The organism is Microbacterium sp. che218, from assembly GCF_040436305.1.
Lineage (GTDB): Bacteria > Actinomycetota > Actinomycetes > Actinomycetales > Microbacteriaceae > Microbacterium > Microbacterium algihabitans.
Genome location: NZ_AP031501.1, coordinates 1 through 14171 on the forward strand (window position 1 = coordinate 1; position 14171 = coordinate 14171).

A 14171-nucleotide genomic window follows, 5' to 3' on the forward strand; every position below is an offset into this window, starting at 1 on the left:
TCGGATCGCGAGAAATTCCTTTGGATCAAAGACCAGCCCTTTCGGGGGTTGGCATATGGATACGTCAGTAATGATGTTTCTCTTTGGTCAGTTTCAAACTCGCTGCGGCCCCGTTTTCCCGGTGGTTGTATGCATTTCTTTTTTACGGAGAGTTTGATCCTGGCTCAGGATGAACGCTGGCGGCGTGCTTAACACATGCAAGTCGAACGGTGAAGCCAAGCTTGCTTGGTGGATCAGTGGCGAACGGGTGAGTAACACGTGAGCAACCTGCCCTGGACTCTGGGATAAGCGCTGGAAACGGCGTCTAATACTGGATATGAGCCCCTATCGCATGGTGGGGGTTGGAAAGATTTTTTGGTCTGGGATGGGCTCGCGGCCTATCAGCTTGTTGGTGAGGTAATGGCTCACCAAGGCGTCGACGGGTAGCCGGCCTGAGAGGGTGACCGGCCACACTGGGACTGAGACACGGCCCAGACTCCTACGGGAGGCAGCAGTGGGGAATATTGCACAATGGGCGAAAGCCTGATGCAGCAACGCCGCGTGAGGGATGACGGCCTTCGGGTTGTAAACCTCTTTTAGCAGGGAAGAAGCGAAAGTGACGGTACCTGCAGAAAAAGCGCCGGCTAACTACGTGCCAGCAGCCGCGGTAATACGTAGGGCGCAAGCGTTATCCGGAATTATTGGGCGTAAAGAGCTCGTAGGCGGTTTGTCGCGTCTGCTGTGAAATCCCGAGGCTCAACCTCGGGCCTGCAGTGGGTACGGGCAGACTAGAGTGCGGTAGGGGAGATTGGAATTCCTGGTGTAGCGGTGGAATGCGCAGATATCAGGAGGAACACCGATGGCGAAGGCAGATCTCTGGGCCGTAACTGACGCTGAGGAGCGAAAGGGTGGGGAGCAAACAGGCTTAGATACCCTGGTAGTCCACCCCGTAAACGTTGGGAACTAGTTGTGGGGACCATTCCACGGTTTCCGTGACGCAGCTAACGCATTAAGTTCCCCGCCTGGGGAGTACGGCCGCAAGGCTAAAACTCAAAGGAATTGACGGGGACCCGCACAAGCGGCGGAGCATGCGGATTAATTCGATGCAACGCGAAGAACCTTACCAAGGCTTGACATATACGAGAACGGGCCAGAAATGGTCAACTCTTTGGACACTCGTAAACAGGTGGTGCATGGTTGTCGTCAGCTCGTGTCGTGAGATGTTGGGTTAAGTCCCGCAACGAGCGCAACCCTCGTTCTATGTTGCCAGCACGTAATGGTGGGAACTCATGGGATACTGCCGGGGTCAACTCGGAGGAAGGTGGGGATGACGTCAAATCATCATGCCCCTTATGTCTTGGGCTTCACGCATGCTACAATGGCCGGTACAAAGGGCTGCAATACCGTGAGGTGGAGCGAATCCCAAAAAGCCGGTCCCAGTTCGGATTGAGGTCTGCAACTCGACCTCATGAAGTCGGAGTCGCTAGTAATCGCAGATCAGCAACGCTGCGGTGAATACGTTCCCGGGTCTTGTACACACCGCCCGTCAAGTCATGAAAGTCGGTAACACCTGAAGCCGGTGGCCCAACCCTTGTGGAGGGAGCCGTCGAAGGTGGGATCGGTAATTAGGACTAAGTCGTAACAAGGTAGCCGTACCGGAAGGTGCGGCTGGATCACCTCCTTTCTAAGGAGCATCTGACGCCCTGTAATGGGGTTGTTCAGGCGCCGGATCAGACCGAATGTGTCTGCCGGTTAGCTCATGGGTGGAACATTTGACTTGGTGCTCATATCTGATGGTTTGGATCTAGTACGCAGCTTGTCTGTGGGAACGGTTCGGTCCAAAGGGGTGGGCACATGCACGCTGTTGGGTCCTGAGGGGCCGGGCGCTGACGGGGGTCTTCGGATTCGTTGTTGGTGGCTGTTCCTCGAGGGCCTTTTTCTGGTGTCACGGTTGTGGCGTCGGGGAGGGGTACCGCCCGTACTTTGAGAACTACACAGTGGACGCGAGCATCTTCGACATGAGCCTTCGGGTTTGTGTCGTGAAGATGATCTTAAAGATCATTAGTCAATTTTTTGACGATTCAACTCATGTGATTTCAAGTCTTTAAGAGCAAACGGTGGATGCCTTGGCATCTGGAGCCGAAGAAGGACGTAGCAATCTGCGATAAGCCTCGGGGAACTGATAAGCGAGTTTTGATCCGAGGGTGTCCGAATGGGGAAACCCCGCCAGGGCGCGTGCGTACCTGGTGACTCCCGCCTGAATATATAGGGCGGGTAGAGGGAACGTGGGGAAGTGAAACATCTCAGTACCCACAGGAAGAGAAAGCAAAAGCGATTCCGTCAGTAGTGGCGAGCGAAATCGGAAGAGGCTAAACCTAGCGTGTGTGATAGCCGGCAGGCGTTGCATGTTGGGGGTTGTGGGACTTTTCGGATTGTTCTGCCGAATGATCGACGTGACAAGAGAGTATAGACGAACGGTTTTGAACGGCCGGTCATAGAGGGTGCGAACCCCGTAGTCGAAATGCTTGTTCTTGGCGTGAAGAGTATCCCAAGTAGCACGGGGCCCGAGAAATCCCGTGTGAATCTGTCAGGACCACCTGATAAGCCTAAATACTCCCAGATGACCGATAGCGGACAAGTACCGTGAGGGAAAGGTGAAAAGTACCCCGGGAGGGGAGTGAAATAGTACCTGAAACCGTTTGCTTACAAACCGTTGGAGCCTCCTTAGTAGGGGTGACAGCGTGCCTTTTGAAGAATGAGCCTGCGAGTTAGCGATACGTGGCGAGGTTAACCCGTGTGGGGTAGCCGTAGCGAAAGCGAGTCTGAATAGGGCGATTCAGTCGCGTGTCCTAGACCCGAAGCGAAGTGATCTATCCATGGCCAGGTTGAAGCGACGGTAAGACGTCGTGGAGGACCGAACCCACTTAGGTTGAAAACTGAGGGGATGAGCTGTGGATAGGGGTGAAAGGCCAATCAAACTTCGTGATAGCTGGTTCTCTCCGAAATGCATTTAGGTGCAGCGTTGCGTGTTTCTTGCCGGAGGTAGAGCTACTGGATGGCCGATGGGCCCTACAAGGTTACTGACGTCAGCCAAACTCCGAATGCCGGTAAGTGAGAGCGCAGCAGTGAGACTGTGGGGGATAAGCTTCATAGTCGAGAGGGAAACAACCCAGACCACCAACTAAGGTCCCTAAGCGCGTGCTAAGTGGGAAAGGATGTGGAGTTGCTTTGACAACCAGGAGGTTGGCTTAGAAGCAGCCACCCTTGAAAGAGTGCGTAATAGCTCACTGGTCAAGTGATTCCGCGCCGACAATGTAACGGGGCTCAAGCACGCCACCGAAGTTGTGGCATTGACATTTTTGGTAGGCCTTCGTGGTCCAGCCGTGTTGATGGGTAGGAGAGCGTCGTGTGGCGAGTGAAGCGGCGGGGTGACCCAGCCGTGGACGCTACACGAGTGAGAATGCAGGCATGAGTAGCGAAAGACGTGTGAGAAACACGTCCTCCGAAAGACCAAGGGTTCCAGGGTCAAGCTAATCTTCCCTGGGTAAGTCGGGACCTAAGGCGAGGCCGACAGGCGTAGTCGATGGACAACGGGTTGATATTCCCGTACCGGCGAAGAACCGCCCAAGCTAATCCAGTGGTGCTAAGAGTCCTAGCTCGGAATGTTGTTGATCCCTTCGGGGTGAAGGCACGTCCGTGTGAACGCTCGACCCCATGCTGGTGCGGCTAGCGTATTAACAGGTGTGACGCAGGAAGGTAGCCCAAGCCAGGCGATGGTAGTCCTGGTGCAAGTGCGTAGGCCAAGTGATAGGCAAATCCGTCACTTATTAAGGCTGAGACACGATGCGGATAAAAAGTGGGTGATCCTATGCTGCCAAGAAAAGCATCGACGCGAGGTTCAAGCCGCCCGTACCCCAAACCGACTCAGGTGGTCAGGTAGAGAATACCAAGGAGATCGAGAGAATCGTGGTTAAGGAACTCGGCAAAATGCCCCCGTAACTTCGGGAGAAGGGGGGCCATCCACTTATTAGGACTTGCTCCGAAAGGGTGTGGTGGCCGCAGAGACTAGTGGGTAGCGACTGTTTACTAAAAACACAGGTCCGTGCCAAGTCGCAAGACGATGTATACGGACTGACGCCTGCCCGGTGCTGGAAGGTTAAGAGGACCGGTTAGCCGCAAGGCGAAGCTGAGAATTTAAGCCCCAGTAAACGGCGGTGGTAACTATAACCATCCTAAGGTAGCGAAATTCCTTGTCGGGTAAGTTCCGACCTGCACGAATGGCGTAACGACTTCCCAACTGTCTCAACCGCGAACTCGGCGAAATTGCATTACGAGTAAAGATGCTCGTTACGCGCAGCAGGACGGAAAGACCCCGTGACCTTTACTACAGCTTGGTATTGGTGTTCGGTGTGGCTTGTGTAGGATAGGTGGGAGACGGTGAAGCATTCACGCCAGTGAGTGTGGAGTCATTGTTGAAATACCACTCTGGTCACTCTGGATATCTAACTTAGGACCGTGATCCGGTTCAGGGACAGTGCCTGGTGGGTAGTTTAACTGGGGCGGTTGCCTCCCAAAATGTAACGGAGGCGCCCAAAGGTTCCCTCAACCTGGTTGGCAATCAGGTGGCGAGTGTAAGTGCACAAGGGAGCTTGACTGTGAGACTGACAGGTCGAGCAGGGACGAAAGTCGGGACTAGTGATCCGGCAGTGGCTTGTGGAAGCGCTGTCGCTCAACGGATAAAAGGTACCTCGGGGATAACAGGCTGATCTTGCCCAAGAGTCCATATCGACGGCATGGTTTGGCACCTCGATGTCGGCTCGTCGCATCCTGGGGCTGGAGTAGGTCCCAAGGGTTGGGCTGTTCGCCCATTAAAGCGGTACGCGAGCTGGGTTTAGAACGTCGTGAGACAGTTCGGTCCCTATCCGCTGCGCGCGTAGGAAGTTTGAGAGGATCTGACCCTAGTACGAGAGGACCGGGTTGGACGAACCTCTGGTGTGTCAGTTGTTCCGCCAGGAGCACCGCTGATTAGCTACGTTCGGGATGGATAACCGCTGAAAGCATCTAAGCGGGAAGCCGGCCTCAAGATGAGACTTCCATACCATTTATGGTGAGAGGCTCCCAGCCAGACTACTGGGTTGATAGGCCGGATGTGGAAGCGTAGTAATACGTGAAGCTGACCGGTACTAATAAGCCGATGACTTGATAACACACCGTTTTTGGTGCTTGCGTCCACTGAGTGGTTCTCGATGTACGGTCGGGAACACAACAATGAAATATCGTTGTTGGTTTTTGAAACATCAATAGTGTTTCGGCGGCCATAGCGAGAGGGAAACGCCCGGTCACATTCCGAACCCGGAAGCTAAGCCTCTCAGCGCCGATGGTACTGCAGGGGGGACCCTGTGGGAGAGTAGGACACCGCCGGACTTCCTTTAAGTCGAAATGGCCACCCAAAGCTGGGTGGCCATTTCGCATTTACGGGCCCGATTGCGAAATCGACAGCCGTACGGCTTCAGCGCCGGTGCACGCTTCTTCACGGGAGTGCGCACCGGCGCTTCGTCGTATCCGGGGTACTCGAGTGCCGTAGCGCACGCGACTACGCTGACGGCAGCGGAGAAGGGACACGCCATGCGCTACTCACACCTGGGGGCTGAGCCCCGCATCCATCCCGATGCCGTCATCGCTCCCACCGCGGTGATCAGTGGCGACGTGACGGTCGCCGCGGGATGCCAGGTGCTGCACGGGGCGGTCATCACCGCCGAGGGCAGCCGCGTCGTGCTGGGTGAGAACACGATCGTCATGGAGAACGCGCTGGTTCGCGCCAGCTCCACGCACGCCGTGCACGTCGGAGCGCACACCCTTATCGGACCGATGGCGAGCGTCGCCGGCGCCGACATCGGTCAGGAGGTGTTCCTCGCCACCGGCACACGAGTGTTCAACGGCGCGGAGATCGGCGACCGCAGTGAAGTGCGCATCAACCCCGTCGTCCACGTGCGCACCGTTCTGCCCGCCGACACCATCGTGCCGATCTCTTGGGTGGCCGTCGGTGATCCGGTGCAGATCCTGCCTCCTGACAAGCACGAGGAGATCTGGGCCGCGCAGAAGGAACGCGACTTCCCGGGCTACGTCTTCGGTCTCGACCGTGAGACTCCCGACCTGATGGTGCAGCTGACGGAGCGGTACGGCCGCAGTCTCGCCCGACACTCCGCAGATCGCCCTCTGCCAGACTGAGGGCACGAACGACGATGCGCCGGCACCCGTGAGGGCCCGGCGCATCGAGGACGGTTCTCAGCCGGTGTTCTGCAGGCCCGCCGCCACGCCGCTGACCGACAGCAGCAGAAGGCGCTGGTGCTCGGCATCCGGAGTCGGATCGTCGGCGTTCGTGTCGCGCAGCGCGCGCAGGGCACGCAGCTGCAGGAGCGAGAGGGCGTCGACGTAGGGGCTGCGCATCTTGACGGCACGCTGGAGGACCGGCTTGTTGCCGAGCAGCTCGCCTCCCGTGATGCGCTCGACCCACGAGCGGGTGAGAAGCATCTCGTCCATCACGAGCTGGGCCAGATCGTCGCGGTCGCCGAGGGCGAGGTAACGACGAGCGATGCGCTCGTCGGCCTTCGCGAGGCTCATCGCGACGTTGTCGATCATCGTGCGGAACAGCGGCCACTGCTCGTACGCGTCGCGAAGACGGTGCTCGTCGCCCACGGCGTCGAGGGCCGTGCCGAGTCCGAACCAGCCGGCGAGGTTGATGCGGGCCTGCGTCCACGAGAACACCCACGGAATGGCGCGCAGGTCTTCGAGCGACTCGACCGAGAGACCACGGCGGGCGGGACGCGAGCCGAGGGCGAGGTGCCCGATCTCCTCCATGGGGGTGACCGTCGCAAACCACGGAGCAAAGCCCGGCGCCTTGACCAGCGCGAAGAACCGTTCGCGCGAGGCGACGTCCATCGTCGCGGCGACGTCGGCGAAGGCCTCGGCCGCCCCGCGGTTGCGGCGCTCGATCGAGGGGGAGGAGGCGGTGAGCACCGCCGCCGCGACCTGATCGATGTGGCGCATCGCAATGTCGGGGTCGCCGTAGCGCGCGAAGATGACCTCGCCCTGCTCGGTGAGCTTGAACCGGCCGTCAACAGAATGCGGCGGCTGCGCGAGAATCGCGGAGTTGGCGGGTCCGCCGCCGCGACCGAGCGCACCGCCGCGTCCGTGGAAGAGCGTCAGTTCGATGCCCTCGGCCTGCGCCCACGTCGAGATCTTCGCCTGCGCCTCGTACAGCGCGAGGTTGGCCGCGACGGGTCCGACGTCCTTCGAGGAGTCGGAGTAGCCGAGCATGACCTCGAGGCGGCGTCCGGTCGCCGCGAGGCGATCGGCGAACGAGGGGTGCGAGACGATCTCGGCCAAGATGCCGGGGGCCGCCTGCAGGTCGGCGAAGGTCTCGAACAGCGGGATGACGTCGAGAACCGGGAGGTCTTCACCCGGGCCCATGGCGTAGGACGCGAGCTCGTGCACGTTGGCGAGGTCGTCGGCCGACTGCGTGAACGACACGATGTAGCGGCCGGCGGCGCGTGGGCCGAAGCGCTCCTGCACGTAGGCGACGGAGCGGAAGACCTCGAGCACCTCTTCGGTCTGCTCGCTGCGGGCGCCGCCGGCGCGCAGCTCGTCGAGCACCTTGCGGTGCACCGCCGAGTGCTGGCGCACCTCGAGTTCGGTGAGGTGGAAGCCGTAGGTCTCGACCTGCCACACCAGACGCTGCAGCGCGCCGTAAGCCTGGCGCGCGGCGCCAGCCGCCACCAGAGAGTCCTGCACGACGCGCAGGTCGGTGAGCAGGTGCTCGGGGTCGCGGTACGCGAGGTCGGCGTTGCGCGTGCGCGTCGCGGCGATCTTGCGCGCGAGCAGCAGGAGGATGCGGCGGTGCGGCTCGGCGGGGGAGCGCTCGGCGATCTCGGCAGCGGCGTCTTCGTCGGCCGCGCGCAGACGGTGCCACAGCGCGAGCAGAGCGTCGCTGGGCGGGGTGGTCTCGGCATCCAGGGTCAATCCCCGGCCCACGCGCTGCGTGGTGCGTTCGAGACCCAGGAGCACGTGCTCGCTCGCGATCGCGGCGGCCTTGCGCGTGACGGACGCGGTGACGAACGGGTTGCCGTCGCGGTCTCCGCCGACCCAGGAGCCGACGCGGACGAACGGCTTGACGATGGGGGCGCGAGCCCCGGCGTTCTCGCCCTGCAGGATGTCGTCGATGCGGCGGTACACCCGCGGGACGGCCGTGTAGAGCGTCTCATCGAAGACGGCCATGACCGAGCGCACCTCGTCGACGGGCGACGGCTTCTCGCGTCGCAGCGGGGCCGTGCGCCAGAGGGTGTCGATCTCTTCGAGCATGCGACGCTCGGCGCGGCGGCCCTCGGAGTCGTTGTCGCCCGCATCGTCGTGCTCGACGAGCAGCTCGGACAGGCGACGGATGCTCGTCGAGATCGCGCGACGCCGCGCCTCGGTGGGGTGCGCGGTGAAGACGGGGTGGAAGCGCAGCGCCTGGAGACGGCTGAGGGCCGTCTCTTCGCCGACCTCGCTCGCGAGGCGCTCGTAGGCGGTCGCGATGGTGTCGGGGGTGCCTCCGCGCGCGGGGCGATCGCCGCGCTCGCGCAGCACGCGCACGCGCTGGTGCTCCTCGACGAGGTTGACGAGGTGGAAGTACGCCGTGAAGGCGCGGGCGACCTCGTCGGCGCGCTCGATCGAGAACCCGTCGGCGATGGCCGCCGCGCGTTCGAACGCCTCGGGCGTCTCGTCGGTGTAGGCCTGGATCGTCGCCGTCCGCAGTCTCTCGACGTCGTCGTACAGGCCGGGGGAGCCGCTCTCCTGAAGGACGCGGCCCAGGAGGGATCCGAGCAGGCGCACATCGGCACGCATCTGTTCGGGAAGTTCCTGGCCGGCTTCGAAGCGGCCCACGAGGTCGATGGCCTCGGTCGGGGTCAGTTCACGCACACGCCCCAGATTATCGGCGTCCTGTTGCCGACAGATCACACGTGACGTCGTGCGATGGTCGCCGGGGCCGAACTCCGGATTTTCTCCGGGAATGAGCGGGGGAATCCGCAGGGTTTCGCGGTGGCGGGGGCGCGGCATCCGGAAAGATCCGGAGTTCGGCACGTGCCGCCGCCCGGGGCGGCTCAGCCGGGGGATACTCGCAGTCAGCGGAGCCGCCGGGCCCGCGGAGGGAGAGACCGTGAGCGACGACGCCCTGCGGGAAGCCGCCGAGACCATGCGGGCGGTGCGCGAGCGCTGCGTGTGGACGCAGCGGATCGACCACCGCGACCTCGTGCCCTACCTCGTCGAGGAGAGCGCGGAGGTCATCGACGCGGTCGAGGCGGGCACGCGCGCCGATCTGCGCGAGGAGCTCGGCGACCTGCTGTGGCAGGTGCTGTTCCATGCGGAGATCGCCGCGGGAGACCCCGACGACCCGTTCGACATCGACGACGTCGCCCGGGGGCTGACCGAGAAGATGGTGCGCCGGCACCCGCACGTGTTCGCGGATGCCGTGGCCACCACGCCCGAAGAAGTTCTCGTGCACTGGAATGCGGCCAAGGCGGCTGAGAAGCGCGAGCGCACCAGCGTGCTCGACGGGGTCAGTGACCATATGCCCTCGCTCGCCCTGGCGCAGAAGGTGATGGGCAAGGCGGTGCAGGTCGGCGTCTGCGCGCCGACGCATCACCTGGCCGATCCCGAGACCGAGGCGGAGCTCGGCGACGCGCTGCTCACGCTCGTGCACCTCGCCCGGGCTCGGGGGTGGGACGCCGAACGCGCCCTGCGCGAGCGCGTGCGCGATCTGCGCGCCGAGGTGCGCGAAGCGGAGGCCGGCGCGAGCTGACACGCTCGGCCCTCATCCGCAGGGTGGGCGACGCGCCGGGAGATGGAGCCCCGGTTCCGCTCTGGAAGAATGGCACCGTGGCATCCGTGAACCCGCCGCGCGGCATGCGCGACTTCCTCCCCGCTGACAAGGCCCGTCGCGAGCGCGTGCTCGCCGTCATCCGCAAGCGCTACCGCGCGCACGGCTTCGACGAGATCGAGACCCCCGTCATGGAGGACTACGACCGCCTGCACGCCGGTCTCGGCGGCGACAACGAGAAGCTGTCGTTCAGCATCCTCAAGCGGGGGATGGATGCCGACGGCATCCGCGCCGCCGCCGACGACCCTGCCGCGCTGGCCGACCTGGGCCTGCGCTACGACCTGACCGTCCCGCTGGCCCGGTTCTACGCCACGCACCGGGCGTCGCTGCCGACGGTGTTCCGCTCCATCCAGATCGCCCCGGTCTGGCGTGCCGAGCGCCCGCAGAAGGGCCGCTACCGCCAGTTCATGCAGTGCGACATCGACATCATCGGCGATGCGTCGGCGCGCGCCGAGGCCGAGTTGATGGTCGCGAGCCTCGACGTGCTCGATGCGCTCGGGCTCGAGGGCGGCACGATCCGGGTCAACGACCGACGCGCCCTCGATGCGATGCTCGACATCTTCGGCTTCGCCCCCGAGGAGCGCCCGGGCGTGCTCATCACGATCGACAAGCTCGACAAGGTCGGCCCCTCGGGGGTCGTGGAAGAGCTGCGCGGCCGGGGAGTGGACGCCGCGGCGGTGGATGCTCTCGCCGCCTACCTCGAGCGCCCCGCGGTCGAGGCGTCATTCGATGAGGCCGGCATCCGTGCGGCGCTGCCCGACGGCATCCCGGACGAGGTCGTCGCGCACCTCGTCGACCTCGGAGACACGGTGGCCGCCGCCCGCGGGGGAGCGGTACCGCTCGTCTTCGACCCGTTCCTGGTGCGCGGCATGGGGTACTACACGGGCACGATCTTCGAGCTGGCCCACCCGAGCGTCGACTACTCGCTCGGCGGCGGAGGGCGTTACGACGGCATGATCGGCCGCTTCCTCGGACAACAGGTTCCGGCCGTCGGCTTCTCGATCGGCTTCGAGCGCATCGTCGACCTGCTGCCGGCCACCGACGCGAACGGCGAGCGGTCGGTCGTTCTCGTCCACGATCGCGACGTGCCGTTCGCCCAGCTGCTGTCCATCAAGACGGCGCTGGTCGCGCAGGGCGCGCGCGTGCGCGTGGAGCAGCGCGCGAAGAACATGAAGGCTCTGCTCGAGCGCTCCGCCGCCGACGGCTACACCTCGTTCGCGACGGTGACCACCGGCAGCACCGTCGACGATCTGGAGATCAAGCCCCTCGCCTGAGGCCGGCCCCGGACCCATCGACAGGCTCAGGGACCTTCTGACCGAGGTGGCTGAGCTTGTCGAAGCCACCGGGCCGCGCGTGGGTCTCGGTCCCTTCGACAGGCTCAGGGACCTTCTGACCGAGGTGGCTGAGCTTGTCGAAGCCACCGGGCCGCGCGTGCTCCCGGGACCCTTCGATAGGCTCAGGGACCTTCTGACCGAGGTGGCTGAGCTTGTCGAAGCCACCGGGCCGCGCGTGGGTCCCGGTCCCTTCGACGGGCTCAGGGACCTTCTGACCGAGGTGGCTGAGCTTGTCGAAGCCACCGGCCGCGTGTGGGTCTCGGTCCCTTCGACGGGCTCAGGGACCTTCCGACCGAGGTGGCTGAGCTTGTCGAAGCCACCGGGCGGGGCGTGGGTCCCGGGACCCTTCGACGGGCTCAGGGACCTTCCGACCGAGGTGTCGGAGAGCGCCTCAGGCGACGGCGCTGATCAGCGCCTCGTCGGGGCGCTCGGCCGCGAGGCGTTCGAGACGGTCGGCGGTGGCCGCATCGCGCGGCGAGAACCACACCACCCGGGAGCCGAGAGCGTCGTCGAGCCAGAGACTCGACATCTCGAGATTGAGCTCTCCGACCCGGGCGTGCACCAGGTGCTTCGTCGCGGCGCGCTCGCCCCCGACATCGCCCAGACGCCAGAGCTCGGCGAATCGCGGGGACTGCTCCTCGAGCTCGGCGATGAACCGCTGCCACGCGGGCTCGTCGTGGTGACGGCCGAAGGCGGCGCGGAGCCGGGCGGCGATGCGGCGCTGCGCGTGATCGAGGTCGACGTGTGCACGCTGCCACTCGGTGTCGGTGAACAGGAGCACGGCGCAGTTGCGACCCTCGGCGGGCAGCTGGTCGAGGTCGCCGAAGAGGTGGCGGTACGACCGGTTGTAGGCGCGGATGTCGAAGCGAGCGGTCTGCACCGCGGCGGGGTAGGGCAGCAGCTTCTCGAGCAGGTCGAGGTGCGAGGCGCCGACGCAGGGGCGGCTGTCGCGGTCGGGCACGGGGAGGTCGGCGAGGGCGAACAGGTGGTCGCGCTCGTCGTCGCTGAGGCGCAGGGCGCGGGCGATCGCCGAGACGACCTGGGCGGATGCCGCGATGGGCCGGCCCTGCTCGAGCCAGGTGTACCAGGTGAGTCCGACGCCGGCGAGCTGGGCGACCTCTTCGCGGCGGAGTCCGGCGACCCGTCGGCGTACGCCCTCGGGGAGCCCCACGTCGGAGGGACTCAAGCGCGCGCGGCGACTGCGCAGGAAGGCCGCGAAGGCGGCGCGGGTCTCGTCCGAGCGGGGCATGAACTCTCCTGTCCTCCGGCGAGCCTAGAGCCGTGCGCTGTGCGAGCTCGCACGGCGGGGAGTGCTGTCAGTACCAGGATGAGCAGACTCCTGGTACCAGGATGGCATCCGGTTCATCCTGGCACCATGACCAGTACCGCGCACCCTGCAACCGGGTCGGCCCCGACGCCTCTGCGTCCCGGAGTGTTCCACGTTCCGACGTGGCGCTATGTGGGGTTCCTCCTCGGACCCTTCGCCGGCACGTTCGCGTTCAACGCCGTCACGGTCACCCTGCCGGCACTGCGCGACCGCTTCGGCGCGGGCGACGTGGCGCTCGAGCTGGTCGTGGCGGGATACGGCATCCCGTTCGCGGTGTTCCTCATCCTGGGCGGCCGACTCGGCGACCGCTTCGGTCGTCACCGCCTGTTCGTCATCGGCATGGGACTCTTCCTCGCCTCCGCCATCGCGTGCGCGGTCGCCCCCTCGATCGAGACGCTCATCGCGGCGCGCGTGGCGCAGGGACTCGGGGCGGCCCTGTGCACGCCGCAGGTGCTCGCGACGATCCAGGCGACCTCGCAGGGCCCCGCACGCACGAGGGCGATCGCCGCCTTCGGCGCCAGCGGCGGCATCGGCGCGGCCGTCGGTCAGGTCGCCGGCGGAGCTCTCGCGGCGACCTCGTTCGGCCCGGTCGAGGGCTGGCGCGCGGTGTTCGTCGTCGTCGCGCTCATCGCGGTCGCGGCGATCGTCTGCGCTCCGCTGGCACCGCGCTCCCGCGCCCACGAGGTGGTCGCGCTCGACCTCGTGGGATCGGCGGTTCTCGCTGTCGGCATCCTCGCGGCATCCGTCGCCCTCACCTTCGGCCCCGCGTGGGGCTGGTCGTGGCCGGTGTGGGCGGTGCTCGCGCTCGCCGCCGTGGCCCTGGTGGCGATGTGGCGTCACCAGAACGCGATCGAGCGATCGGGACGCGTGCCCCTTCTGCCGCCAAGCGTGCTGCGCCTGCGCCCCCTGCAGCTCGGTCTGGTGGCCGCGGCGCTGTTCTTCGCGGGTTATTCGGCGCTGCTGTACGTCTTCCCCCGCGCCGTCGAGGGCGGGGGACTGACCTCTCTGCAGGCTGGAATGGCGTTGCTGCCGTTCGCCGTCGTGTTCGCGGGGATGTCGCTCGCCGTCGCCCGCATCCAGAGCAGGCTCGGCGACGCGACGCTCGTGCTGGGGGTGAGCCTGCAGATCGTCGCCCTCGTGGCGATGACGGCGACCCTCGCGTTCGCCTGGGGGAGAGACATCGGCCTGTGGCTGCAGCCGGCCCTCGTGCTGCTCGGCGCGGGGCAGGCGCTGATCTTCTCGCCGCTGACCCAGCTGGTCGTGCGGGAGGTACCGGTCGAGGCGGCGGGCCTGTCGGGCGGGATGTTCAGCACCGCCCAGCAGCTCGCGCTGTCGTTCGGGGTGATCGTGATCGGCAGCGTCGTCACCGTGACCGGGGTGACCGGCCGTGACGAGCTGGTCGCCGGCCTCGTGCTCGACATCGGACTCGCCGTCGCGGTGCTCGTGCTCGCGATGGTGCTGCGGACCCGGGGCCGGCGGGGGGTCTGATCGCGCGGGACCGGGAGCTCCCGGCATCCGCCTCTCGACGCAGATGCGCCGGATGCCGGGAGCCGGTCGTCCGCCGGGCGTCACGCCGCGTCCACCCCGCGTTCACCGGCGAGGGGTGTCATCGACG

General features: G+C 64.8%; 6 protein-coding genes and 3 rRNA genes. 7 read left to right on the forward strand and 2 right to left on the reverse strand.

Annotated features, from left to right (window positions below; genetic code table 11):
• Window positions 1–141: 141 nt before the first annotated feature.
• From ABXS86_RS00005 to ABXS86_RS00020, 4 genes are all read left to right on the forward strand, one after another.
• A 16S ribosomal RNA gene (locus ABXS86_RS00005) occupies window positions 142–1663 on the forward strand.
• Window positions 1664–2073: 410 nt separating this feature from the next.
• A 23S ribosomal RNA gene (locus ABXS86_RS00010) occupies window positions 2074–5186 on the forward strand.
• Between the two features lie 100 nt (window positions 5187–5286).
• Window positions 5287–5403, forward strand: a 5S ribosomal RNA gene (gene rrf, locus ABXS86_RS00015).
• The 16S, 23S and 5S rRNA genes sit together here, the layout of an rRNA operon.
• A gap of 201 nt (window positions 5404–5604) precedes the next feature.
• Window positions 5605–6207, forward strand: coding sequence for a gamma carbonic anhydrase family protein (locus ABXS86_RS00020; RefSeq protein ID WP_353665223.1), 603 nt, complete (start codon window positions 5605–5607; stop codon window positions 6205–6207).
• A gap of 57 nt (window positions 6208–6264) precedes the next feature.
• Here ABXS86_RS00020 and ABXS86_RS00025 read toward each other — a convergent pair whose 3' ends face one another.
• Window positions 6265–8937, reverse strand: a complete 2673-nt coding sequence (locus ABXS86_RS00025; RefSeq protein ID WP_353665224.1) for a phosphoenolpyruvate carboxylase — start codon at window positions 8935–8937, stop codon at window positions 6265–6267.
• Between the two features lie 274 nt (window positions 8938–9211).
• On the opposite strand from ABXS86_RS00025, the gene ABXS86_RS00030 reads away from it, so the two are divergent.
• Both ABXS86_RS00030 and hisS read left to right on the forward strand, forming a co-directional pair.
• A complete protein-coding gene (locus ABXS86_RS00030) occupies window positions 9212–9817 on the forward strand; it encodes a MazG family protein (protein WP_353666206.1) in 606 nt (201 codons plus the stop codon).
• 104 nt (window positions 9818–9921) lie between these two features.
• Window positions 9922–11169, forward strand: a complete 1248-nt coding sequence (gene hisS, locus ABXS86_RS00035; RefSeq protein ID WP_353666207.1) for a histidine--tRNA ligase — start codon at window positions 9922–9924, stop codon at window positions 11167–11169.
• Between the two features lie 451 nt (window positions 11170–11620).
• Here hisS and ABXS86_RS00040 read toward each other — a convergent pair whose 3' ends face one another.
• The gene (locus ABXS86_RS00040; RefSeq protein ID WP_353665225.1) at window positions 11621–12478 is read right to left on the reverse strand and encodes a helix-turn-helix transcriptional regulator; all 858 of its coding nucleotides are present in this window, start codon (window positions 12476–12478) and stop codon (window positions 11621–11623) included.
• Window positions 12479–12604: 126 nt separating this feature from the next.
• Here ABXS86_RS00040 and ABXS86_RS00045 point away from each other — a divergent pair, with 126 nt between their 5' ends.
• The gene (locus tag ABXS86_RS00045) at window positions 12605–14044 is read left to right on the forward strand and encodes an MFS transporter (protein ID WP_353665226.1); all 1440 of its coding nucleotides are present in this window, start codon (window positions 12605–12607) and stop codon (window positions 14042–14044) included.
• Window positions 14045–14171: the final 127 nt, after the last annotated feature.